The sequence below is a fragment of the Microbispora triticiradicis genome, from assembly GCF_005864065.1.
Taxonomy (GTDB): Bacteria; Actinomycetota; Actinomycetes; order Streptosporangiales; family Streptosporangiaceae; genus Microbispora; species Microbispora triticiradicis.
Window position 1 is genome coordinate 21,338 of the sequence record NZ_VANP01000019.1, and the last position, 22,215, is coordinate 43,552.

The following is a 22,215-nucleotide window of genomic DNA, read 5'->3' on the forward strand; positions in this document are numbered from 1 at the left end:
GCGGGCTCCTCAGCCTGCTCTCAGGTGCGACAAGTAGCATCGCGATATGACGTTTCCGGGTGGGCGGCGTGCCCTCGCGATCGTGGTCACGCTGGTCATCCTGGTGGCCGGAGGGGTGGCGTGGGCCCTGTGGCCCTCCGGCCCGGCGGCGCAGGGGCGCGATCTCGTCATCCCCGTCGTCGACGGGCCATCGGGCGACCAGCGCGTCGATCTCGACGCCACCTTCTATCCCCCCGCCTCCGGCGGCAGGGCCCCCGCCGTGCTGCTCGCCCACGGCTTCGGCGGCAGCAAGGACAGCATGCGCGAGCAGGCGGAGCGGCTCGCCGGGCGCGGTTACGCCGTGCTGACCTGGTCGGCCCGCGGGTTCGGCCGCTCGACGGGCCAGATCGCGCTCAACTCCCCGGATTACGAGGTCAAGGACGTGCGGGGGCTGGTGGACTGGCTCGCCGCGCGGCCCGAGGTGCGTCTCGACGCCCCCGGCGACCCGCGCGTCGGCATCGCCGGCGGCTCGTACGGCGGGGCGATCGCGCTGATGGCGGCGGCCTACGACAGCCGGGTCGACGCGATCGTGCCCCAGATCACCTGGTACGACCTCGCCGACGCGCTCTTCCCCGACGCCTCGGGCGCCGGACCGGCCAACGGCGTGTTCAAGAAGATGTGGGCCGGCATCTTCTTCAGCGCCGCCGCCGACCGGCTGGCCCCGGACGGCGGCCTCGGCGCCGGGGGTCTCGGAGCCGGGGGTCTCGCCGGCCTCGCGGGCGCCGCCTCAGGCAGCGGCGGCCGGGCACCGGGCACCGGCGAGCAGGGGCCCGGCGCGCCCTCGCCGGGGGCCGGTGCGGCCACCGCGAGGCCCGGGGACCCGGCCGCCCCGCGGAGCGGCCAGGGGTCCGGGCAGCAGACCGGGCCGGGCGGCACGTCCCCAGGAAGCGGGGAGGCGGAGCAGGTCCAGTGCGGGCGGTTCCGGCCGGAGATCTGCGCGATGTACCAGAAGGTGGCCGAGACCGGCAGGGCCACCAAGGAGGCGGTCGACCTCCTCCGGCGGTCGAGCCCGATCTCCGTGCCCGGCCGGATCAAAGTGCCGACGCTTCTCGTGCAGGGCCAGCGCGACTCGCTGTTCCCCCTCTCCCACGCCGACGCCAACGCCCGGGCCATCGCCGCGACCGCCGCTCCCGTGGAGGTGGCCTGGTTCAACGGCGGCCACGACGGCGGCGACGGCGAGGCGGACTGGCTGTCCGACAAGACGGCAGGCTGGTTCGACCGCTATCTCAAGCGGTCCGGCTCCCCCGCCGACGCCGCCTCGGCCGCGTTCACCGTGACCCGGGACGGCGGACGCGACCCGGGCACCCGCCGCCCCGTGCTCCTGCACGCGACCGCGGGCCGATATCCCGGCCTGGCGGGCGGGGAACGAACCACGATCGCCCTTCACGGTTCCGCCCAGCCGGTCGCCAACCCCGCGGGCGGGTCACCGGCGTCGATCTCGGCGGTGCCCGGCCTCGGCGGCCTGCTCGGCGGCGCCGGCGGAGGCGGCGGAGGCGGCGTGTCGGTCGCGCTGGACATGCCGGGCCAGGCGGCCGTCTTCGAGTCCGCCCCGCTGGCCCGGCCCACCCAGGTCACCGGCAGCCCGGCCGTCCGGATCAGGGTCTACGGCACGGGCGAGGCCACGCTGTTCGCCAAGCTCTACGACGTCTCCGGGGGGTCGCTCCCGGTGCTGCCGTCCGGCCTCGTCGCGCCGCTGCGGGTGACCGCGAGCGAGGCGGGCACACCGGTCACGGTGACACTCCCGGCCGTCGACAGGCGCTTCGACGCCGGGCACCGGATGCGGGTGGTGGTGTCGACCACCGACCTCGGCTACGCGACGCCCGCCGCCCCCGCCGTCTACCGGATCGGGCTGGAGTCCCCGGCGCTGGAGGTCCCGGGGTTCGCGGCGCTGCGGACGCCCGCCACCGGCCCCGCCTGGTGGACGTGGGCCATGCCGCTCGCGGCGATCCTGATCGCGGCCGTCCTCCTGCTGACCGGCCGGGCCGCGAGGCGCGACCCGGCCCCTACCGGCGACCGGGCGGCAGACGCCGGGCCGGCCGAGGTGCCCCTGGTGATCAGCGGGCTGGTCAAGCGTTACCGCAACGGCGAGAAGGCCGTCGACGGCCTGTCGTTCCGGGTCGAGAAGGGGCAGGTGCTCGGCCTGCTCGGGCCGAACGGCGCGGGCAAGACGACCACCATGCGCATGCTGATGGGTCTCATCCATCCCGACGAGGGCGAGATTCGGATCTTCGGCACCCGCGTGGCGCCGGGGGCGCCCGTGCTGTCCCGGCTGGGGTCGTTCGTCGAGGGGCCGGGGTTCCTGCCGCACCTGTCCGGGCGGGCCAACCTGGAGCTGTACTGGCGGGCCACCGGCCGTCCGCCTCAGGACGCCCACCTGGAGGAGGCGCTGGAGATCGCCGGGCTCGGCGCGGCCCTGGACCGCGCGGTGCGCACCTACTCCCAGGGCATGCGGCAGCGCCTGGCCATCGCGCAGGCCATGCTCGGCCTCCCCGACCTGCTCGTGCTCGACGAGCCGACGAACGGCCTCGATCCGCCGCAGATCGCCGAGATGCGCCGGGTGCTCAAGGCGTACGCCGAACGGGGACGCACGGTCATCGTCTCCAGCCACCTGCTCGCGGAGGTCGAGCAGACCTGCACCCACGTGGTCGTCATGCATCGCGGACGGCTGGTGTCGGCCGGGCCGGTCGGCGACCTGCTCGGCACCGCCACCACCGCCAACGGCGCCGGCCCGCGCCTGGAGGACGTGTTCCTCGACCTGATCGGAGAGCGCCGTTGAGCCCGATGGATCGACCGGCCCCGGACGTGGCCGGAGAAGCCCCCGCCGCCGGGCGGGCCGTCCGGCACGACGGGCCGGACGCACACGGGAGCGACGCGGACGGCCGCACGCCCGGACAGGCGGCGGCCGCGCACGCGCCCGGATACGCGCCGGGACGCACGCTGCCGCTGCGGGTGGAGTTCGTCCGGCAGTTGCGCCGCCGCCGGACGATGGCGATGTTCGGCGTGCTGCTCGCCCTGCCCTGGGTGCTCGTGGTGGCGTTCCAGTTCGGCCCGGCCGGGCGGGGCCAGGGCAGCCTGCGGCTGTCGGACCTCGCCACGGCGGGCGGGCTCAACTTCGCGGCGTTCGCCCTGTCGGTGTCGGCCAGCTTCCTGCTGGTCGTCGCCGTGGCGCTCTTCTGCGGCGACACGGTGGCGAGCGAGGCGAGCTGGTCGTCGCTGCGCTACCTGCTGGCCGCCCCGGTCCCCCGCGACCGGCTGCTGCGCCAGAAGCTTGTGGTGGCGCTGGCGTACTCGGCCGCCGCGGTGACCGTGCTCCCGCTGATGGCCCTGCTCGCCGGCACGCTCGCCTTCGGGTGGAACGACATCACCGTGCCGGGGACGGGCGAGGTGATCCCCGCCGCCGACGTGCTGCCGAAGTTCGCCGTCGTGATCGGGTACGCCATGGTCAGTCAGCTGGTCGTCGCCTCGGTGGCCTTCCTGCTGTCGGTGACCACCGACTCCCCGCTCGGCGCGGTCGGCGGCGCGGTCGGCCTGGTGATCGTCAGCAGCATCCTCCAGGCGGTCGAGGCGTTGGGCTCGCTGCGCGAGTTCCTGCCCACGTTCTGGAACGCCGCGTGGCTCGACGCCCTCGCGCCGGAGCCCGAGTACGGCGGCATGGTGAAGGGCGTGGCGATCTCGGTGACCTATTCGGCGATCATCGTCGCCTTCGCCTTCCGCCGCTTCCGGCGCCGGGACGTCGTCTCCTGACCAGGCCGGGTTCCTTGACCGGGCCGGGTTCCCTGACCGGGCCGGTCTTTTGAACGAGGCGGTCCGCTGACCGGGGCGGCCTGACCGGGCCGATCCCTGACCGGGCGCGGCGGGACCGGGGCGCGAGGGCCGCGCCGAATGCGCTTCCCCCGCACCGGGTGTCAGCCGCCGCCGACCGGGATGACGGCCGTCAGCGTGGTGCCCTGGCCGGCCGGGCTGGTGACCTCGATCGTGCCGCCGAGTGCCTGGACGCGGTCGAGGAGGCCGATGAGACCGGAACCCCCGCGCGGGTCCGCGCCGCCCTTCCCGTCGTCGCGGATCGCGACCCGGGCGGCTTCGCCCACCGCGTCGACCTCGACGCACACCAGCGAGGCGTGCGCGTGCTTGGCGACGTTCGTCAGCGACTCGGAGACGATGTAGTAGACCGCCACCTCGACCCGCTCGGGAAGGCGCCCGTCGAGCCGCACCCGCAGATCGACGGGAACCGACGATCGGCGGGCGAGCATCTTCAGGGCCGGCGCGAGGCCGCCCTTGGACAGGATCGCCGGGTGGATGCCGCGGGACAGCTCCCGCAGGTCCTCCAGGACCTGCGTCAGGCCCTCGGCCGTGCGGGAGAGCTGTTCCCTGAGCTTCGGCAGTTCGGGAGGCACGGCGGACTCCGCCATCCGCAGTTGCAGTCCCAGGGAGACGAGGCGCTGCTGGGCACCGTCGTGCAGGTCGCGTTCGATGCGGTGCCGGGTCTCGTCCGAGGCCGCGACCACGCGGGCGCGTGAGGCGGCGAGCTCGTCGCGGGCCTGGGCGTTGGAGACCGCGGTGGCGACGAGTTCGGTGAAGTCCCGGATGCGTTCCTCGATGCCCTCGGGCTGCGGATCAAGGCCGCGGAAGAAGGCGATCATCACGCCCCACAGGCGAGCCTCGACGACGATCGGGCTGGCGATCGCGGAGACGACCTTGTCGTCCCTGACCCAGGTGTCCAGCTCTCCCGCCGCGCCCTCGGCCGTCCCTTCGGCCGCGGCCATCCTGGCCGGCTGTCCCGTACGCAGGATCAGGGCGGACAGGCTGTCCCCCCGGAGCGGCCGGTGTGAGCCGATCGGCGGCCCCGGGCCGCCGTCCGAGGCGCTCCAGAAGCTCATCAGGGCGACCGTCCGGTCGGGCTCGTATCGCTCGACCGCCGTGTGGTCCGCGTTCACGATCAGACCCATCTCGCGGGCGACCGCGCCGAAGATCTCCGCCGGGCGGACGCCACGCGCGACCAGCGTCGCGACCCGGCGCAGGGCGGCCTGCTCGTCGGCGACCCTCTCGAGCTCGTCCCGGCTCGCGGCCAGTGCGTTCCCGATGGCCTCACGATCACACGCCGCCGCCAGCACCGCCTCCAGTGAGGGCACCACGCGCTCCCGGAGGCGGCGCAGCACCGGCGCCGGCAGATCCGCGGGCGCGACGAGCGTGCCGAGCCGTACGTCGTCGTCGCTCAGCGGCAGTGCGATCTTGTCCGGGTCCCCCGCGCCGGCCGCTCCGAGCTCCACGGCCAGGAACGGCAGGCCGAGGCCCTGCGCCAGACGACGGGCCACGACCGGCAGCGCGGCGCGCAGGTGCTCGGCGCGCAGGAGGAGGCGGGCCGTGGCGGCCTCCAGATCGGCCTCGCCGCGGCGTTCCTCCGCCTCCATCAGCAGCGTCCGCATCAGCGCGGCGGCGGCGCTGACCAGTAGCCCGACGACCAGGAAGATCAGCAGCGGCATCCACGACCAGCCGCTGAAGACGGTGACCGCGTGGCGGGGAACGACCAGGAAGTAGTCGTAGACGAAGCCGCTCGCCACGGCGGTGAGCATGCCGAGCGGCAGGCCCCACAGGTAGGAGACCACGAGAACGCCGACCAGATAGACTACGTTCAGGGCGTTCGAGGGGGCCACCCGCTCCAGCAGGAAGGTCAGAAAAGTCTCCGCCGTCACGCATGCGACGCCGACGATGACGCCCACCAAGAGGGGCGGGCGCGTCACGCGGAGCAGCGACAACAGCATTCGCGCGCGCATAAGCCCACGTTACGCGGCTGTTCGCACCACGTCGACGCAGATCGGACGACCACGGCTGGCACGGCCGCCCCGATCGCCGGCGCGATCGAGGCACGACCCTCGATCCGGCGTGACCTGCGCACGCGGAAGGCGGCGGAGCGGTGGACGAGACCCCGAGCCGGGTGATCCTGGCGGACGACGACGTCCTGCTGCGGGAGGGGCTCGCGAGCCTGCTGGAGCGCGCGGGATTCGAAGTGGCGGGGCAGGCGGGGGACGCGTCCGAGTTGCTCGCCCTGGTCCGGGAGCACCACCCCGACCTCGCCGTCATCGACATCCGGATGCCCCCGGGACACACCACGGAGGGCGTCGAGGCGGCCAAGGTCATCCGCGCGGAACTTCCCGACGTGGGCATCCTGCTGCTGTCCGCGCACATCGAGGTCGACCAGGCGATGGAGCTGCTCGCGGCGGGCCAGCGGGTCGGCTACCTGCTCAAGAGCCGGGTGACCGCGGTGTCCGACTTCGTCGAGACGCTCGAACGCATCGTCCACGGCGGCTCGGTCGTCGATCCCAGCCTCGTCGCCGAGCTGATCAACGCCCGCCGCCGGCACGATCCGCTGGAGGAGCTCACCCAGCGTGAGCGCGAGGTGCTCGCCCTGATGGCGGAGGGCCGCTCGAACGCGGGGATCGCGCACAAACTGTGGATCACCGAGGGCACCGTCGAGAAGCACGTCCGCAGCATCATGTCGAGGATGCGGCTGCCGGAGACCGAGGACGACCACCGCCGCGTGCTCGCCGTGCTCGCCTTCCTCGACGCCCGCTGACGCCGTACGGCGGCGCCCGGACCCAGCACGGGAACATCGGCGGCGCCTCGGCCGGGACCGAAGCGGCCGCTTCAGGCGTCCGCTCTCCGCAGGATCTCGTCGATGGCCCGGCCCGACAGTCTCGGCTTGGACAGGAAGGCGAGCGCCGGGCTGGACGCGATCATCTCGGCGAAGTCCTGCTCGTCGTACGTCGAGATCAGGATGACCCGGGGCGGGCGCTCCCCCGTCTCCGCGCAGAGCCGCGGCACCAGGTCGAAGCCGCTCTCCTCGCCCAGGTCGATGTCGACCAGCACGACATCCGGCTGGAGCTCCTGACAGTTCCGGAGAGCCTCGGCCGTGGTGGACGCCGCGCCCACGACGGAGATGCCGTCCGCCTCCAGCAACGGGCGGGCGGCGTCCTTGAAGTGATCGCTGTCGTCGACGATGAGACACCGCAGAGGCACAACACCAGGCTTACACCGGCTCGCGTCCGCGTCATTGCAGGTAGCTGGCATCTTGGCATGCCGGTGGACACCCGTGCGAGATGGGGGCTGCCCGCGCAGACGCCGCGCTCTCCACGAGCGATCGTAGGGGGGTGAGCGAGCGACCGCGAAGCCGGCGAGGTCACGGGACAGGAAGAGGGCGGCGATGCTGACCGACCGTCACGACGCGTGGGCCGACGGGATCGACGGCCGTGGCCCGATGCGGCCTTCCGGCGTCGGCACCGCACTCCTGCGCTCCCCGAGCCGGGCTGCCCGGCCCGGGCCGGCGCCCCGCGAACCGTCCTCCTCATCTGAAGGATCGAGGTGACACGCATGTGCCCCACCTGCCCGCACACTCCGCCGTGTCCGCCCGCGTACGCGCACGACCACGAGGCGGCCCGACTGGTGGCGTTCCATCCCGAGCAGGGGTGGGGCCTGCTCTGCAACGGCGTCGTGGTGTTCGAGGACACCGGCGAACTGCTGCCCGACGGCCGGAGCCTTCCCACGCACCGGGCCCGCTGCGCGCGGGCCGCGTGATGAGGGATATGGACATGATGTGCTCGCTCGTCCCGTTGAGCCGGCGGCCGGAAGACGACGTGCCGGCCGTCCATCGCTCCTGCTGGACCCTGCCCCTCGACGCGTCGTCCACGTGCCTGGCACGCCGGTTCGTCCGCGCCGCACTGCGCGACTGGTGCGGCGACGGAGACCGGGAGGCGGCGGAGGTGGCCGAACTCCTCGTCAGCGAGCTCGTCGCCAACGCCATGCGGCACGGGCGGGGATCACCCCTCCTCACCCTCCTGCTGCTGCGGGACGACACCCTCCGGTGCGAGGTCGAGGACGAGGCCCGCGTCCCGGTCCGGGCACGCGGCACGGCACCGCGCGACGACGCCGCCCAGCGCGAGGAGGAGGGCGGGCGGGGACTGCTGATCGTCGACACGCTGTCCCGCGCCTGGGGCGTGCTCCCCACCCGCAGGGGCAAGGCCGTCTGGTTCGAGCTCCCCATGAACGCCTAGTCCCAGTGGGGCGGGCGCTCCTCCAGCAGGTGGGAGACGTCGGAGTCGGAGCGCCACTCGCCCCACCCGAGGTCGGTGTCGTCGCTCGTCTGGTCTGGCAGCACCGGCAGCCCCTCGTCGAAGAGGTCCACCGGACGCATGTCATCCGGATGCCGCATACTCACGATCCCAATGGTATCGGCTCCTGCAGGGGCCCGTGGAGACGCCTGTCGCCCCCTGGGACTCCTTCCGGTGAGGGGAGAAACAACAGCCTCGCCGGCGTACCGGCCTCACGCCCGTACGACCGGACAGCCGGCGGCGGCGCGGGTACGATGCGGGAGCAGGGAGCACGCCGGACAAATCCCCCCGTGAGGCGGCATGGCAGCGCCAGCAGGATGGCGGCAAGAGGGCAACCTGCCCGTGGAGCTCACCGGCTTCGTCGGGCGGACACGGTTACTCGCGTCGCTCAGGCAGAGGTTGCAGGAGTCCCGGCTCATCACGGTCACCGGCATCGGCGGCGTCGGCAAGTCCCGCATGGCGCTGCGCCTGGCGCACCAGGTGCGGCGGCGGTTCAGGGACGGCGTCTGGTACGTCGACCTGGCCCGCCTGCAGGACCCGGCGATGGTGTACCACACGATCACGGCCGCGCTCGGCATCGCGGACCAGTCCCCGCGCGAGGGGTCGGACACGCTCGCCGAATGGCTGGCCGAGCGGGAGATCCTGCTCATCCTGGACACCTGCGAGCATCTGGTCGACGCGTGCGCCCGGCTCACGGAGGACCTCCTCGGCACCTCGCCGCACCTGCGGATCCTCGCGACCAGCCGGCGCTCGCTGAACGCGGCGGGAGAGCACACGGTGGCCGTGCCGCCGCTCACGGTGCCCGGCGAGGACCTGTCGGACGATCCCTTCACCAACGAGGCGGTCGAACTGTTCGGCACGCGGGCCTCCGCCGTGGTGCCCGACTTCACGGTGGACGAGGACAACATCGCGGCCGTCGCCGAGCTGTGCCGCCGCCTCGACGGCATCCCGCTGGCGATCGAACTGGCGGCCGTACGCCTGCGCACGCTGTCGGTCGAGCAGATCCTCGCCCTGCTCGCCGACCGGTTCAGCCTGCTGGCGGGGGCCAGTCGCACGGCTCTGCCGCGGCACCAGACGCTGCGCGCGGCGATCGGGTGGAGCCACGAGCTGTGCGAGCCCGCCGAGCGGCTGCTGTGGGCCCGGCTGTCGGTGTTCGCCGGCGACTTCGACCTCGACGCGGCCCGGCAGGTCTGCGCGGGCGACGCCCTGCCCGCCGACCGGATCCTCGACGTGATCACCGGTCTGGTCGACAAGTCGGTCCTGCTGAGCTTCGCCACCCCGGCCGGGCAGCGGTACCGGCTGATCGACACGCTGCGGCAGTACGGCGGCGAGTGGCTGGACAAGCTCCGCGAGACGCAGGACCTGCGGCGGCGCCACCGCGATCACTACCTCCGGCTCGCCGAGCTCAGCGAGCACTCCTGGTCGGGGCCCCGCCAGGTGCACTGGTTCAACCGGATGCGCCAGGAGCACGACAACATCCGGGTCGCCCTCGACTACTGCCTGTCGGCGCCGGGAGAGGAACGCGTCGGCCTGGAACTGCTGTCGGCCCTGTGGTTCCTCTGGGTGGCCTGCGGCTTCGCCCGCGAGGGGGTGGTCTACCTGGAGCGCGCCCTCAAGGCGAGCCCGGCGCCGAGCAGGGAACGCTGCAAGGCGCTGTGGGTGCTGGCCTACATCCGCAGCGCCCAGGGAGACATGGCAGGCGCGCTGGCCGCGGCCGAGCAGTGCAGCACCGACGCGGTGCGGGTGGGCGACTCGGGCGCCGTGCTGCTCGCGACGAAGATGCAGGGCACCGCCGCCATGCTGCAGGGCGACGCGAAGAAGGCGACGGCGCTGCTCGGCGTCGCGATCGAGTTCCACCGGGGCGGCCGGGAGCTGAACCCGGGCCTGCTCCCGGCGATCGTCGAGCTGTCCATGGTGCTGCTCGCGCAGGGCGAGTTCGAGGAGGCGGAGACGCTGCTGGCCGACTGCCTGCAGGTCTGCCGGGAACGCGGCGAGCTGTGGCTGCGCTCCTACGCCTGGTACGTCACCTCCCTCGTCCACCGGGAGACCGGGCGGCGGGACGAGGCCCTGGTGGCGTGCAAGGAGGCGCTGCGCATCAAGCGGCGCTTCCACGACGTGCTCGGCATCGTCCTGTGCGTGGACAACCTCGCCAGGCTGGGCCTGGAGGCCGGTGAGCCGGAACGGACGGCGACCCTCCTCGGGGCGGCCCAGGCCAACTGGCGGACGTTCGGGCTGCCCCAGTTCGGGTCGCCGTTCTTCACGACCGAGCACGAGCAGTGCGTCAAGGAGTGCAAGAAGCTGGTCGGCGACGCCGCCTACGACGAGGCGTACGCCGCCGGGGCCCGGTTCAGCCTGGGCGATCTCGTCGAGTACGCGCTGGACGACCTCGACGGTCTCGACGACCTCCCCGAGGACTGACCGGACCGGCCGGGCTTCTCGGGGCTGTTCCGGGCCGGTCGGGTCACTGCCAGGCGCTGGCGTAGCGGGAGCTGGTCAGCGAGTAGTCCACGCTGCCGCTGACCCAGAACTTCAGGCCCCGCACGTACGCGTCGACCGCGGGCGAGCCGAGCGCCTCGGTGGCGGGGGTGAGCTCCACCATGGCGGCGACCGCCTCGTCGCGCATGACGCCGATGCGGTTCATCGCCTCCTGGACGCCGCAGCCGGTGTGCCCGGCGAGCACGCTGACGAGGTTGTTGCGGATGTTCGCCTGCCCCCGCTCCTTGGCGTAGGAGATCAGGTCGTTGTCCCAGACGACCACGTCGTTGGCGTGCCCGGTCATCTCGTGGACGGCCGGGTTGAGCCACTCGTCCACCGTGAGGCGTACCCCGGCGGCCACGTCGATCAGCGCGAAGACGGTGAGCATCGCGCCGGTCCTGCGGCGCATGAAGACGTAGTCGTCGATGGTGGGGAGCACGTCGTCCTCCCGGTTGGCGGCCTCCCACACCTGGGCGAACAGGTAGTCCTTGGTCGTCGTGCGCCAGCGGTCGAGCTGGTCGGGGGTGGCGTGGGCGGCGATGCGGGTCTTGATGCCGAGCAGCGCCCGGGCGAAGACGTCTTCGACCGCATCACCTCCCCCGGCGTCCTCCACGACGGTGTAGAGCTGGGGCAGCGCCCGGGCGATCTCGGCCGCCCTCCGGTCCGACTCGCAGTAGGCGTCGTCGAACGCGAACAGCCATACACACCAGTCGGTGACGAGCTGGCACAGCTCCCGTGAGGCGTACGGGTAGGTGCGGGCGCCGAGCCATCCGTACCGGGCGATCCGGAAACGCTCGAACTGGTCGCCGGCGATCATGCCGGAGGCGGCCAGCCAGGCCAGCGTGTCCCGGTCCACCTCGTCCACGTGGGGGTTGACCGCACGGGGGAAAGGGCAGGCGAGCGGGGGGATGCGGAGGGGGTGTCCACTGAGGGAATCCGCTTTCGCAGTAGCCATCCGACAAGAATGATCCCGCTGGGGAGACAGGGGCCACCCTTGCCCTGATTACGGACACATCGGTCAGCGATTCAGCGCAGCCGGTTCGGACCGGCCCGGGTGCCCGGCGCCCGGCCGGTCCGGCTCCGGGTCCGGGTGCCCGTTGGACACCGTCCACCGATAAGGTCGCCGCAACCACCGCGGAATCGACCGGGCACCCCGTAGGTTCAGTAGGTAAAGGCTTCCTGAGAAAGGCTGGGACACGTGTCCGACCCCACGGATCTCTATCGGCTCGACGGGGACCTTCCCGAGCTGACCGATCCGGTGCTGCTCTACCACTTCGAGGGGTTCGTCGACGCCGGCGCAGCGGGGCGGCTCGCCCTGGGGCACCTCCTCGCCGAGCTGGAGCACCGGGTAATCGCGACGTTCGACGTCGACCGGCTGCTCGACTACCGGTCCCGCCGGCCGGTGATGACGTTCGACACCGACCGCTGGACCGACTACGAGACCCCGGAGCTGGCCGTCTACCTGACCCGTGACGTCACCGGCACCCCGTTCCTCATCATGAGCGGGCCGGAGCCGGACCGGGAGTGGGAGCTGGTCACCGAGGCCGTCGGCATGCTGGTGACCCGGCTCGGCATCCGCACGCTGGTGACCGTGCACGGCATCCCGATGGGCGTCCCGCACACCCGGCCGCTCGGCCTGACGGCCCACGCCAGCCGCCCCGACCTCGTCCACGGGCAGAACAGCCCGTTCGGGAAGGTCCGGGTGCCGGGCAGCCTCGCCGGGCTGATCGAGCTGCGTCTCGGGGCCAAGGGACACGACGCGCTCGGTTACGCGATCCATGTGCCGCACTACCTCGCCCAGGCGGAGTATCCGCAGGCCGCCGTCGCGGCCCTGGAGGCGATCACCCGCGGCACCGGGCTGGTGTTCCCCACCGAGGCCCTGCGGGACGCCGCCGAGAAGACCACCGCCGAGATCGAGGAGCAGATCGCGGCCTCCGACGAGCTCGCCGGCGCCATCCACGGCCTGGAGCAGCAGTACGACGCGTTCCAGTCGGGCGCCACGCGGGAGAGCCTCCTGGCGGAGGACACGCCGATGCCCACGGGTGAGGAGCTCGCCGCCCAGTTCGAGGCGTTCCTCGCCGAACGCGACGACCACGACGGCTAGAACGCACCACTGATGCCTTCCCCGCTCACGCCGTCTTCCGGCGACACCTCCGACATCCGGGTCGGGCTCGCGGGCTTCGGCCCGGCCGGGTCCTTCTTCCACGCGCCGCTGATCGCCGCCACCCCCGGGTTGCGCCTGTCCGCCGTCGTCACCCGCGACCCCGGCAGAGCCGGGCGGGTACGCGCGGACCACCCCGGTGCCGAGGTCGTCGCGGCGGCGGAGGACCTCTGGGACGCCTGCGACCTCGTGGTGATCGCGACGCCGAACCGCACCCATGTGCCGCTGGCGGCCGAGGCGCTCAAGGCCGGTCTTCCCGTGGTCGTCGACAAGCCGCTCGCCGGTGCCGCGGACGAGGCCCGCGACCTCGTACGGCTGGCCCGGGACCGCGGCCTCATGCTGACCGTCTTCCAGAACAGACGCTGGGACGGCGACTTCCTCACGCTGCGCCGCCTGCTGCCCGAACTGGGCGAGGTCCGCCGCTTCGAGTCGCGGTTCGAGCGGTGGCGGCCGGTGCCCAAGGGCGGCTGGCGCGAGGCGGGCGGTCCCGAGGACGTGGGCGGCACGCTCTTCGACCTCGGCAGCCATCTGGTCGACCAGGCCCTGACGTTGTTCGGCCCGGTCACCCACGTGTACGCGGAGGCCGACGTCAGGCGGGCCGGCATCCGCAACGACGACGACGCGTTCGTCGCGCTGACCCATCGGAGCGGGACCCGGTCGCACCTGTGGATGAGCGCGGTGGCCGGGCTGCCGGGCCCGAGGCTGCGGGTGCTCGGCTCCCGCGCCGCCTACGTCAAGTGGGGCCTCGACCCGCAGGAGGAACGCCTGCGCGCGGGCGAGCGCCCGGGGCCCGCCGACTTCGGCCACGGCGAGGACCCGCGTGACGGCTGGGACGTTGAGCCACTTGACCCCCGGGACACCGAGCGGCGCGACGGCTGGGGCACGGAGCAGCGCGACAGCTGGGGCACGGAGCCGCCAGAGCGCTGGGGCACCCTCGGGGCCGAGGGCGACGTCCGCCCGGTCAGGACGGAGCCGGGCGCCTACCAGCGGTTCTACGAGGGCGTGGTGGCCTGCCTGCGCGACGGCGCGCCGCCGCCGGTGCCGGCGGAGGAGGCCGTCGCGGCGATCGCCGTCCTGGAGGCGGCCCGGCTCTCCGCGTCCCTCGGCCAGGTGGTGCCCCTCCCCGCGCACGGGGAGTGAGCAAGCCCGCCCACGACTCCGGTCCCGGCCGGGTCAGCCGCGGAGGCGGCCGTACAACGCCTCGGTGTCGGCGCCGGTCCAGCCGTGGGCGTGCAGCCAGCCGAGGGGGCCGCCGAACCGGTCGTCCAGGGTGGCCAGGAACTGGGCCATGTACTCGGGCCGCGGCAGGTGGCTGTCGACCGGCTTGCCGTCGAGGTCGGCGCGGTAGGTGGGGCTGGCCCGCAGTCGGGCGAGGATGCCCGCCAGCCGCTCCCCGGTCGCGACGTAGTCGCCGATGATCGCCTCCCGGGTGGCCCCGGCGACGGCGAGGGCCAGCGCGCAGACCACCCCGGTGCGGTCCTTGCCCGCCGCGCAGTGCACCACGGCCGCGCCGTCGTCGCGGGCGAGCACCCGCAGCGCGGCCACCACCGAGTCGGGCCGGTCGCGCAGGTAGCCGTAGTAGTAGCCGGTCACCCGCAGTTCGGCGAGGTCCTCCTCGCTCCGCTCGTCCTGCCACGGCAGCGCCCTGTCGTCGATGGTGTCGGCCTCGACGTCGGTGAAGCGCCCGCCCTCCGCGAACAGGCTGTGATGGTGTACGGCTACCTCCGGCAGGCGGGTCAGGGGGCCGGGCCCCTCCAGGCGCACCTCGGTCCCCGACCGCAGGTCGACGACGTGCCGCAGCTTGAGGTCGCCGACGAGCAGCCCGATATCACGGGTGGTGAGGCCCTGCAGGTTGTCGGCCCGCAGGATCCGGCCGGACGCCGTGGTCCCCCCGTCCTCGGTGGGGAGCCCGCCGAGGTCGCGCACGTTCGCCGCGCCTTCGAGAACGATCCAACGCTTGTGTGCATTCATCATTCCGAGCCTATCCGCCCCTCTGCGACGGAAGAATGTGGGCAGAGTGAAGGTCCGAAACCCCTTCGGCATCCGGGACGGCACCGGCGATCACACGCACCCGTCAAGTTCTCACCCAGTGTTCGGCAAACAGCCGTAATGTAGGGCGTCGCGCATGCTCTACGATCAACGGTTCCGGCGGCCCGATCGCGCCGCCGCCGTCGACCCGCCCAGGCAGCCCGACCCACTTGGAGGACCCGGATGGCACGGCCGGCTCACCGGTTGACCATGGCCGCTCTTGCCCTCGCCGCAACCGGCGCGACCGTCGCGCTCCCCACGGCACCGGTCCACGCGGCGTCCCCGGCGACCGCGAACGCCACGGCGAACGTCACAGCCGCGGCTCGCGCGGCTGCCTCACCGGCCGCTCGACGGAAGGGAGACACGCCCGCCCGGCCGCACCTGGTGGGCGCCTGGACCACCTCGACCGACCGCGTGGTGGCGGCTCTCGGCGGGCAGACCGTGCGGATGGTCGTGCGGGTGAGCGCCGGCGGCGGCGGAACGCGCCTCCGCCTTTCCAACGTGTTCGGGACGGCGCCGGTGACCTTCGCCCACGTCCATGTGGGCGTCCAGGCGTACGGCGCGGAGATCCTCACCGGCACCAACCGTCAGGTCACCTTCGGCGGCCGGAAGTCGGTGCGGGTGCCGGCCGGGCGGGCGGTCTGGAGCGATCCGATCCCGGGCCGGATCGTCACCGGCTCCGCCCTGGTCGTCAGCCTCTATCTGCCGGGCACGGTCAGCGGCATCACCGGGCACGAGCGCGCCTACGCCACGACGTTCCTGTCCGACCCCGGCGACCACGCGGCGGAGGAGACCGCCGACGGCTTCACCTACACCAGCACGCAGTGGTACTTCCTGGACCGCATCGCGGTCGAGACCACGTCGAAGGCGGGCTCGGTCGTCGCCTTCGGCGACTCGATCACCGACGGCGCGGGCCAGAACACCGACGCCAACCGCCGCTGGACCGACTACCTGCGGCAGCGCATGGCCCGGCTCTCGCCGTCGCGCAGGATGGCGGTGCTCAACGCGGGCATCGCCGGGAACCGGCTGCTGCACTCCGGGGTCGGCCCGAGCGGTCTCAGCCGGTTCTACCGCGACGCGCTCACCCAGCCCGGCGTACGGACCGTCGTGGTGTTCATGGGCATCAACGACATCTCCCGGGGCGAGTACACCTCGATCAAACCCCTCGCGTACGGGTACAAGCGGCTGATCCGCCTGGCGCACGCCCGCAAGATCAAGGTGCTGGGCGCCACCCTCACCCCGTTCTACGGATTCGGCACCTGGACGCCGGAACGCGAGGACCTCAGGCTGCGGCTCAACCAGTGGATCCGCACGAGCAAGGCGTTCGACGGCGTCCTCGACTTCGACAAGGCCGTGCGCGACCCCGAGTTCCCCGAGCAACTCGCCGTGCCGTACGACTCGGGCGACCATCTGCACCTGAGCGACGCCGGCCGGCGCAAGCTCGCCTACACGGTGAGCCTCGGCGCCCTTTGACCCGGAGCGGCCCCAGGGTCGCTACGGTTTGACCATGATTGCCCCCCTTGAGGCAGATGACCCGCGCACGCTCGGCGGTTACCGCCTCGGCGGCCGGCTCGGCGAGGGCGGCCAGGGCGTCGTCTACCTGGGCCACGGGCCGGACGGCGACCCGGTCGCGGTCAAGGTGCTCAAGACCGGGCTCGACCCCGTCGTGCGCGAACGGCTGGCCCGCGAACTCGACGCCATGCGCGGTGTCGCCCCCTTCTGCACGGCGAGAGTGATCGCGGCGGTCGTCGAGGGGAGCCGTCCGTACGTCGTGAGCGAGTTCGTCGACGGCCCCTCGCTCCAGCAGCGGGTGGCCGCCTCGGGCCCGCTGCGCGGCGGCGACCTCGACCGGCTCGCGGTGGGCACGGCGACCGCCCTCGCGGCGATCCACGCCGCGGGGATCGTGCACCGCGACTTCAAGCCCGGCAACGTGCTGCTGGGGCCGGACGGCCCGCGGGTGGTCGACTTCGGCATCGCCCGCCAGGGCGAGAGCCAGACGATCACGGCGGGGCCGGTGGGCACCCCGGCCTACCTGGCGCCCGAGCAGATCGCCGGGCAGCCGGCCACGCCCGCGTCCGACGTGTTCGCGTGGGGAGCCACGATCGTCTTCGCCGCCACCGGCCGCGCGGCCTTCGGCGCCGACAACGTCGCCGCCGTGCTGCACCGGATCCTGACGGCCTTCCCCGACCTGACGGCGTTGCCGCCGTCGCTGCGGGCCCTGGTCGAGCGGTGCCTGGCGAAGGATCCGGCGGCCCGGCCGACCGCCCGCGATCTGCTGCTCACTCTGGTCGGGAGCGCGCCCGACCCGCTGCGCGCGGGTGCCGCCGCCGGAGCCGCCCCGGCCGCCGCCGGCGGCGACTCGTACGGAACGCTCCCGCGCCCGCCGTACGGCGCGCCGGAACCCGGGGCGGCGGGGTCCGGGGCGGCGGTCACCTCGCCCGGCGGCGCGGCCCGCGGAGGCTCGCGCGCCCGCGTCCTGGCGGGGGCGGCCACGGTCGTGGCGGCGCTCGGGATCACCGCGGCGGTGCTGGTGCCGCGCCTCAACGCCGCGCCTGACGGCACCTCCCCCTCCGCGTCCGCGGACCCGCCGCCGACGAGCGGCACGACCGCCACGTCCGCCCCGGACACGTCGGCCACCGGGACGTACGGCACCGGCGCGGAGGCGGCCGCCTCGCCCGGAGGCGGCTCCACGCCGTCCTCCTCCCTTGCGACGACCACGACGGTGGCCGCGATTCCGGCCGCGTTCGCGGGCAAGTGGCAGGGTCACATCGCGCCCGACACCCCGCTGATGGGCGAGTACGACATCGAGATCGAACTGCGGCGGGGCGAGAAGACGGGCAGGTGGAAGGAGCCGGCGAACTCCTGCGAGGGCACACTGCGACTGACGGGAGGGCTTACGGGGGGCTCCGGCCCCGCGCTCACCTTCCGCCTGGAGGACGTGGACGGATGCGTTCCGGGCGACGTGGTGCTCACCCGGAAGGGTGACGCCCTCGCCTACCGCCACAGCGACGACGCCAAGCTGTTCACCTACACCGGCGACCTCACCAGGAATCACTAGTATCCGTCCACCTGATAAAAGGTCGTCTTGGCGACGGTGGTGTAGATACTTCCCGTGTAATACTCCACTTTGCCCGTCAGCGTCTGCGGCTGGGCCGTGTTGGGCGGCAGATTTATGTACGTGGAGACGGCGTGGCAGTATCGACTTCCCCCCTTCTCCACCCATTGCATCAGGGAGCATTCCCACACGCCGTAGAGGCCGTTCTGGAATTCGACCCTGAGTTTCTTGACGTATCTCGCGTTCGTCGGGCTGTAGTTGTAGATGTAGATGGCGCCGCTGGCGCCTTCGGTGTGCCCCTCGGCGCAGACGTTCGCGTACAAGTCATGGCCGATGTAGTGATACGTGCAGGCCCAGGGACTGGACGCCTGCGCCGTGCCGGGCGAGGCCACGACGGCGGTGACCGCGGCCAGGGTCGCGGCCGCCGCGACAAGGGCTCTCCTGGCGGCGCCAAATGATTTCTCAGCGAATGGCATGGTTTTCTTCCGATCGAGTCTGTCGTCGTGCGGTCACACCGTTTCCGGTGCCCGGCCGGACCCTCAGATGGGCCTCCCAGCCGAACGGGCACGATGGGCGCGCCCGCCTTCACGACCCGAACTCAACCAGCTCCTTCTTTCACGCCGCTTACCGTTTACTTGCCCCGTGCTTGATCGGCGTCAGGTGGGACGCCGCCTGTGGGCGAAATGCCTCCACAGGGCGTACACGACGACGGCCGCGCCGGCGAGGATGAAGACGACTGCGTCCTGCCACGCGTGGGAGTCCTCCGGGGCGTAGGCCCTGCCGCCGGCGTAGCGCGCCTTCACGCGGTCTCCAATCCGCGGATCGCTCCCGATGTCGTCCGTCTCCACCGTCGTCACGTGGGTGCGTCCGTCGTCGGAGACGAAGGAGCCGGTGTAGCCGCACCCTGCCTTGCCGCAGGTGCGGGAGGCGAGGGTGAGGGTGCCGACCACCCCGCCGCCGTGGGCCGCCTGGTACGCCGAGGTTATCCCTCGGGCGCTCATCGCCATGATGAACAGGCCGAACAGGACCAGAAAGAGGGTGGCGCGGCGTCTGCGGGCCGCCGAACTCGCGGCGTCGCCGCCGTCGCCCGTGTTGTCCACGGCGCGACACTACTCGCCGCCTTTCCGGTGTGAGCCGATTCGGGCCGATTCGCCCACGGCCGTGAGCGAAGCGCCGGCGAGGGGTTACGACAAGCGGGGGCTCCTACCGGCCGTGACCGGTGTGAGCGGCGGGACGCGGGGTAGTCGCGAGGGCGTCCACGCACAGGAGGAAATCCATGGCAACCGACGTCATCGGCCTGATCAAGGAAGATCACCGCGATGTGGAGTCGCTGTTCGAGCGGCTCCAGAAGATGCCGGAGAACCGTCCGGCTCTGCTCGCGGAGCTGGCGGCGAAGTTCATCGCCCACAGCGAGGGCGAGGAGGACGTGGTCTACCCCCTGCTCGCCAGGCGGCGGCCGGAGGAGAAGGAAGAGGTCCACCACGGCGCCGAGGAGCACCACGAGGCCGAGGAGATGCTCTCGCGGCTGCTGGAGAGCGACCCGGAGAGCACGGAGTTCGACACCCTGCTGCGGGAGCTGGTGGCGGCGGTGTCCCACCACGTCGAGGAGGAGGAGACCGACATCCTCCCCGTCCTGGAGCAGGCCGTCTCGCTGGAGGAGCGGGTGCGGGCGGGCAAGGCCTTCAGCAGGCGGAAGGCCGAGGTGCTGGCCAAGCCGATCAAGCCGCGCTCGCGCACCAAGGAGGAGCTGCTGCACCAGGCCAAGGAGCTGGAGCTCGAGGGAGCGTCCGGGATGACCAAGGACGAGCTCGTCGCCGCGATCAGACAGAAGAAACAGCAGGGCTGACCCGGGGCCGCGGCGCCGTACGGCGGGCATCGTACGGGCGGGCAGCCGAGGCGGGCACGCCGGACGTCGCACTGCGGCGACGCGTGCCCCGCCGGTCAGAGGCAGCCGTACAGCGCCGCGACCATGGGCCGCCACCTCGGGTCCGGCCCGGCGGGACTGACGAGGAGGCGGCTCGGGGTGTAGGCCAGGGCCACGCCCGCCGCCGGGTCGGCGAAGGCCAGCGCCCCGCCCGTGCCGCTGTGGCCGAAGGCGCGCGGGTCCGGCGCGAACGGCCGGATCTCACCGGGCAGCATGTAGCCGAGGGCGAACCTGGTCCCGGCGAGCAGCACCTCGTCGCGCCCCTCGCTGCGCGGCTCGACGGCGCGTCCGAGCACGTCGGGATGGAGCAGTTCACCGCACACGAGCCTGCCGTACAGGGTGGCCAGGGCCCGGGCGTTGGCGTGCCCGTTGGACGCGGGTATCTCGGCGGAGCGCCAGCGCGCGGTGTTGACCAGGCCGGGCGTGAGCTGCTCCGGCGGGTTGCAGAAGGCCTTCATGGTGATCGAGCCGGGATCCGCCATGGCCGACGCCAACGCCGGCGGGGCGGCGTCCTGCCCGGCCTCCTCCCGGGCTTCCTGAATTGCCGCCTCCGGGGGCGCCAGGTAGGCCGCTCTGCCCGCCTGGGCGGCGGGCAGGCCGATCGACAGGCCGGGTACGCGCAACTCGTCGCGGACCAGGTCACGCACCGGCCGCCCTCCGATCCGGCGCAGGACCTCTCCGACGAGCCAGCCGAAGGTCACCGCGTGGTACCCGTGCCGCTCGCCGGGCGGCCACCACGGGCTCTCCGCGGCGAGCGCGCCGGTCATGGCGTCCCAGTCGAACAGCGAGCCCGGCGGCAGGGTGCGGCGGACGGCGGGCAGCCCCGACCGGTGCGCCAGCAGGTCGGCGATGGTGGTCGCGGTGGCGAACCCGGGCCAGTAACGGGCCACCGGGGCGTCGAGGTCGAGCAGCCCGCGCTGGACGTACAGGTGCGCGAGCGTCGCGAGCACCCCCTTGGACGCGGAGAACACGTTGACGACCGTGTCGCGCTCCCAGGCACGGCCGCCGTCCCTGTCGGCCGTGCCGTGCCAGAGATCCACCACCAGCCGCCCGTCCGCGTACACGGCCACGGCCGCGCCGCCCGGCCGTCCCTCGCACACCTGCCGGAACGCCTCGGCGACGGGCCGGAACGCGGGATCACACCACATACGTCCTCCAGATACTCAACCTTGGTTGCGAAACCATGGTTGAGTATCAGAGCATCCTCCTGTGGTGTCAAGCGACCTGACCCTGCTGTTCGCCGCCCTCAGCGCGGCCTGTGACGCCGAGGTGCGCGCCCGGATGGCCGCGGCCGGGCACGACCGGGTGCGCACGGTGCACGGGTACGTGTTCCAGCACCTGCTCCAGGGGCCCGTACGGGTCTCCGACCTGGCCGGGCTGCTCGGCATGACCCCCCAGGGCGCGTCCAAGGTGGCGGCCGAGATGGAACGCGCCGGTTACGTCGCGCGCCGGACCGATCCCGGCGACCAGCGGGCGCGGATGATCGAACTCACGCCGTACGGCCGGGCCGCGATCGAGGCGGGCCGCACCGCCCGCGCCGAGGTGGCCGCCGGAATGCTCGGCCTCCTCGACGCCCCGGAGGAGTTCCTGGCGTCGCTCGACCGGCTCGCCCGGGAGACCGGCGCCCTGAGCGACCTGCTCTCCCGCCGGCTACGCCCCCAGTGACGATGTCCTCCCGCGCTCGCTGTGCCGGGGAAGGCCGGAACGACCACCGGTCCCGGCGTGGCCTCCGTCCGGCCAGGCGCCGGGAAGCTCCGGCTCAGCGGAGGGCGGGGACCAGGTGGACGAGGTCGGTGAGGGCGTCGACGACCAGGTCGGCGCGGGCGGACTCAGGGCGGGCGGCGTGCAGGTGGCCCCAGGGGCCCCGGCGCAGCAGGGCCGTCCGCATCCCCGCCGCCGCGGCCGGGAGGACGTCGTTGTCGAGGCGGTCGCCCACGTAGAGGATCTCCTCCGGCTCGTGCCCGCACACGGCCGCGACCTTGGCGAAGAACGCCGGGTCGGGCTTCTCCACGTTCCAGGCGGCGGAGGTGTGGACGCCGTCGACCGGCAGGTCCATCGCGACCAGGGCGTCGTAGGCCTGGGGCGGCTGGTTGCCCGCGACGACCAGGTCGTAGCCCGCCGCGCGCAGCGCCGCGAGGCCGGGCCGGACGTCGGGGTACAGGTCGTCGGCGTCGAAGTTCTCGCGCAGCCCGGCCGGGTCCTCGCGCCGCCAGGCCTCGATCTCGGCCTCGACGTCGATGCCCGGCCTGACCAGCTCGAACGCCTCCCGGTGGCTCCGGTCGAGAGCCGCCATGCCGCCGAGGACGCCCATGAAGGTCAGGCGCGGCACGCCCAGCCGGTCGGCCCACCGCGACCAGATCCGGGTCTCGTCGATGAGCGTCTCCCCCACGTCGAACACGAGCGCCCGGACCATGACCATCCCATCCCTTAC

The 22,215-nt window shown here is 73.0% G+C and carries 21 protein-coding genes; 12 read left to right on the forward strand and 9 right to left on the reverse strand.

The window, feature by feature from the left end:
• Nucleotides 1–46: 46 nt before the first annotated feature.
• Together FED44_RS31975 and FED44_RS31980 are read left to right on the forward strand one after the other, a co-directional pair.
• On the forward strand, nucleotides 47–2,815 hold the full coding sequence (locus FED44_RS31975) for an alpha/beta fold hydrolase (protein WP_138463003.1): 2,769 nt from the start codon (nucleotides 47–49) through the stop codon (nucleotides 2,813–2,815).
• Between the two features lie 5 nt (nucleotides 2,816–2,820).
• Nucleotides 2,821–3,783 carry an ABC transporter permease gene (locus FED44_RS31980; protein ID WP_138463004.1) on the forward strand — a complete coding sequence of 321 codons (963 nt, stop codon included), beginning with the start codon at nucleotides 2,821–2,823 and terminating at the stop codon, nucleotides 3,781–3,783.
• Nucleotides 3,784–3,944: 161 nt separating this feature from the next.
• Here FED44_RS31980 and FED44_RS31985 read toward each other — a convergent pair whose 3' ends face one another.
• Nucleotides 3,945–5,810 (reverse strand): sensor histidine kinase, encoded by a 1,866-nt coding sequence (locus FED44_RS31985; protein ID WP_138463005.1) that lies wholly within the window; start codon nucleotides 5,808–5,810, stop codon nucleotides 3,945–3,947.
• Between the two features lie 140 nt (nucleotides 5,811–5,950).
• On the opposite strand from FED44_RS31985, the gene FED44_RS31990 reads away from it, so the two are divergent.
• Complete coding sequence (locus FED44_RS31990; protein ID WP_117408247.1) at nucleotides 5,951–6,610, forward strand: response regulator transcription factor; 660 nt, start codon at nucleotides 5,951–5,953, stop codon at nucleotides 6,608–6,610.
• A gap of 71 nt (nucleotides 6,611–6,681) precedes the next feature.
• Here FED44_RS31990 and FED44_RS31995 read toward each other — a convergent pair whose 3' ends face one another.
• Complete coding sequence (locus tag FED44_RS31995) at nucleotides 6,682–7,053, reverse strand: response regulator transcription factor (protein WP_222867886.1); 372 nt, start codon at nucleotides 7,051–7,053, stop codon at nucleotides 6,682–6,684.
• A 351-nt stretch (nucleotides 7,054–7,404) separates the two neighbouring features.
• On the opposite strand from FED44_RS31995, the gene FED44_RS32000 reads away from it, so the two are divergent.
• Together FED44_RS32000 and FED44_RS32005 are read left to right on the forward strand one after the other, a co-directional pair.
• Nucleotides 7,405–7,608, forward strand: coding sequence for a DUF5999 family protein (locus FED44_RS32000; RefSeq protein WP_117408249.1), 204 nt, complete (start codon nucleotides 7,405–7,407; stop codon nucleotides 7,606–7,608).
• A gap of 14 nt (nucleotides 7,609–7,622) precedes the next feature.
• Nucleotides 7,623–8,084: an ATP-binding protein gene (locus tag FED44_RS32005; RefSeq protein WP_167521651.1), complete on the forward strand. Its 462-nt coding sequence runs from the start codon at nucleotides 7,623–7,625 to the stop codon at nucleotides 8,082–8,084.
• On the opposite strand, the gene FED44_RS36145 is transcribed toward FED44_RS32005, so the two are convergent.
• Entirely contained in the window at nucleotides 8,081–8,248 is a 168-nt protein-coding gene (locus tag FED44_RS36145) for a hypothetical protein (RefSeq protein ID WP_165900781.1), read from the reverse strand. The genes FED44_RS32005 and FED44_RS36145 overlap by 4 nt on opposite strands.
• 193 nt (nucleotides 8,249–8,441) lie before the next feature.
• On the opposite strand from FED44_RS36145, the gene FED44_RS32010 reads away from it, so the two are divergent.
• On the forward strand, nucleotides 8,442–10,559 hold the full coding sequence (locus tag FED44_RS32010; protein ID WP_117408251.1) for an ATP-binding protein: 2,118 nt from the start codon (nucleotides 8,442–8,444) through the stop codon (nucleotides 10,557–10,559).
• Nucleotides 10,560–10,602: 43 nt separating this feature from the next.
• Here FED44_RS32010 and FED44_RS32015 read toward each other — a convergent pair whose 3' ends face one another.
• Nucleotides 10,603–11,571: a 4-epi-cubebol synthase gene (locus FED44_RS32015; protein ID WP_138463007.1), complete on the reverse strand. Its 969-nt coding sequence runs from the start codon at nucleotides 11,569–11,571 to the stop codon at nucleotides 10,603–10,605.
• Between the two features lie 243 nt (nucleotides 11,572–11,814).
• On the opposite strand from FED44_RS32015, the gene FED44_RS32020 reads away from it, so the two are divergent.
• Complete coding sequence (locus FED44_RS32020) at nucleotides 11,815–12,720, forward strand: proteasome assembly chaperone family protein (RefSeq protein ID WP_117408253.1); 906 nt, start codon at nucleotides 11,815–11,817, stop codon at nucleotides 12,718–12,720.
• Between the two features lie 12 nt (nucleotides 12,721–12,732).
• Nucleotides 12,733–13,917, forward strand: a complete 1,185-nt coding sequence (locus FED44_RS32025; protein WP_138463008.1) for a Gfo/Idh/MocA family oxidoreductase — start codon at nucleotides 12,733–12,735, stop codon at nucleotides 13,915–13,917.
• A gap of 33 nt (nucleotides 13,918–13,950) precedes the next feature.
• Here the strand turns inward: FED44_RS32025 and FED44_RS32030 are convergent, their stop codons facing one another.
• Nucleotides 13,951–14,748 (reverse strand): tyrosine-protein phosphatase, encoded by a 798-nt coding sequence (locus FED44_RS32030; RefSeq protein ID WP_117408268.1) that lies wholly within the window; start codon nucleotides 14,746–14,748, stop codon nucleotides 13,951–13,953.
• A gap of 240 nt (nucleotides 14,749–14,988) precedes the next feature.
• Here FED44_RS32030 and FED44_RS32035 point away from each other — a divergent pair, with 240 nt between their 5' ends.
• Nucleotides 14,989–16,278 carry an SGNH/GDSL hydrolase family protein gene (locus FED44_RS32035; protein ID WP_138463009.1) on the forward strand — a complete coding sequence of 430 codons (1,290 nt, stop codon included), beginning with the start codon at nucleotides 14,989–14,991 and terminating at the stop codon, nucleotides 16,276–16,278.
• 34 nt (nucleotides 16,279–16,312) lie between these two features.
• The gene (locus FED44_RS36790) at nucleotides 16,313–17,863 is read left to right on the forward strand and encodes a protein kinase domain-containing protein (protein ID WP_244302449.1); all 1,551 of its coding nucleotides are present in this window, start codon (nucleotides 16,313–16,315) and stop codon (nucleotides 17,861–17,863) included.
• Here FED44_RS36790 and FED44_RS32045 read toward each other — a convergent pair.
• Nucleotides 17,860–18,336, reverse strand: coding sequence for a hypothetical protein (locus FED44_RS32045; protein ID WP_138463010.1), 477 nt, complete (start codon nucleotides 18,334–18,336; stop codon nucleotides 17,860–17,862). The two genes, FED44_RS36790 and FED44_RS32045, sit on opposite strands and share 4 nt — an antisense overlap.
• Nucleotides 18,337–18,516: 180 nt before the next feature.
• Complete coding sequence (locus tag FED44_RS32050; protein ID WP_138463011.1) at nucleotides 18,517–18,960, reverse strand: hypothetical protein; 444 nt, start codon at nucleotides 18,958–18,960, stop codon at nucleotides 18,517–18,519.
• A 176-nt stretch (nucleotides 18,961–19,136) separates the two neighbouring features.
• On the opposite strand from FED44_RS32050, the gene FED44_RS32055 reads away from it, so the two are divergent.
• Nucleotides 19,137–19,706 (forward strand): hemerythrin domain-containing protein, encoded by a 570-nt coding sequence (locus FED44_RS32055; protein ID WP_117408258.1) that lies wholly within the window; start codon nucleotides 19,137–19,139, stop codon nucleotides 19,704–19,706.
• Between the two features lie 95 nt (nucleotides 19,707–19,801).
• On the opposite strand, the gene FED44_RS32060 is transcribed toward FED44_RS32055, so the two are convergent.
• Nucleotides 19,802–20,932, reverse strand: a complete 1,131-nt coding sequence (locus FED44_RS32060; RefSeq protein WP_117408259.1) for a serine hydrolase domain-containing protein — start codon at nucleotides 20,930–20,932, stop codon at nucleotides 19,802–19,804.
• Nucleotides 20,933–20,996: 64 nt separating this feature from the next.
• Here FED44_RS32060 and FED44_RS32065 point away from each other — a divergent pair, with 64 nt between their 5' ends.
• Entirely contained in the window at nucleotides 20,997–21,449 is a 453-nt protein-coding gene (locus FED44_RS32065; protein ID WP_208759289.1) for a MarR family winged helix-turn-helix transcriptional regulator, read from the forward strand.
• A gap of 94 nt (nucleotides 21,450–21,543) precedes the next feature.
• Here FED44_RS32065 and FED44_RS32070 read toward each other — a convergent pair whose 3' ends face one another.
• Nucleotides 21,544–22,197: an HAD family hydrolase gene (locus FED44_RS32070; RefSeq protein WP_138463012.1), complete on the reverse strand. Its 654-nt coding sequence runs from the start codon at nucleotides 22,195–22,197 to the stop codon at nucleotides 21,544–21,546.
• Nucleotides 22,198–22,215 lie beyond the last annotated feature (18 nt).

Excerpts from the sequence above, each read along its gene's own strand:
- FED44_RS32000 (WP_117408249.1), top strand. The coding sequence starts at position 7,405 with ATGTGCCCCACCTGCCCGCACACTCCGCCGTGTCCGCCCGCGTACGCG.
- FED44_RS32055 (WP_117408258.1), top strand. The coding sequence starts at position 19,137 with ATGGCAACCGACGTCATCGGCCTGATCAAGGAAGATCACCGCGATGTG.
- FED44_RS32035 (WP_138463009.1), top strand. The coding sequence starts at position 14,989 with ATGGCACGGCCGGCTCACCGGTTGACCATGGCCGCTCTTGCCCTCGCC.
- FED44_RS32025 (WP_138463008.1), top strand. The coding sequence starts at position 12,733 with ATGCCTTCCCCGCTCACGCCGTCTTCCGGCGACACCTCCGACATCCGG.
- FED44_RS32045 (WP_138463010.1), bottom strand. The coding sequence starts at position 18,336 with ATGCCATTCGCTGAGAAATCATTTGGCGCCGCCAGGAGAGCCCTTGTC.
- FED44_RS31985 (WP_138463005.1), bottom strand. The coding sequence starts at position 5,810 with ATGCGCGCGCGAATGCTGTTGTCGCTGCTCCGCGTGACGCGCCCGCCC.
- FED44_RS31975 (WP_138463003.1), top strand. The coding sequence starts at position 47 with ATGACGTTTCCGGGTGGGCGGCGTGCCCTCGCGATCGTGGTCACGCTG.
- FED44_RS36790 (WP_244302449.1), top strand. The coding sequence starts at position 16,313 with ATGATTGCCCCCCTTGAGGCAGATGACCCGCGCACGCTCGGCGGTTAC.
- FED44_RS32030 (WP_117408268.1), bottom strand. The coding sequence starts at position 14,748 with ATGAATGCACACAAGCGTTGGATCGTTCTCGAAGGCGCGGCGAACGTG.
- FED44_RS32010 (WP_117408251.1), top strand. The coding sequence starts at position 8,442 with ATGGCAGCGCCAGCAGGATGGCGGCAAGAGGGCAACCTGCCCGTGGAG.
- FED44_RS32005 (WP_167521651.1), top strand. The coding sequence starts at position 7,623 with ATGATGTGCTCGCTCGTCCCGTTGAGCCGGCGGCCGGAAGACGACGTG.
- FED44_RS32060 (WP_117408259.1), bottom strand. The coding sequence starts at position 20,932 with ATGTGGTGTGATCCCGCGTTCCGGCCCGTCGCCGAGGCGTTCCGGCAG.
- FED44_RS32070 (WP_138463012.1), bottom strand. The coding sequence starts at position 22,197 with ATGGTCCGGGCGCTCGTGTTCGACGTGGGGGAGACGCTCATCGACGAG.
- FED44_RS31980 (WP_138463004.1), top strand. The coding sequence starts at position 2,821 with ATGGATCGACCGGCCCCGGACGTGGCCGGAGAAGCCCCCGCCGCCGGG.
- FED44_RS32015 (WP_138463007.1), bottom strand. The coding sequence starts at position 11,571 with ATGGCTACTGCGAAAGCGGATTCCCTCAGTGGACACCCCCTCCGCATC.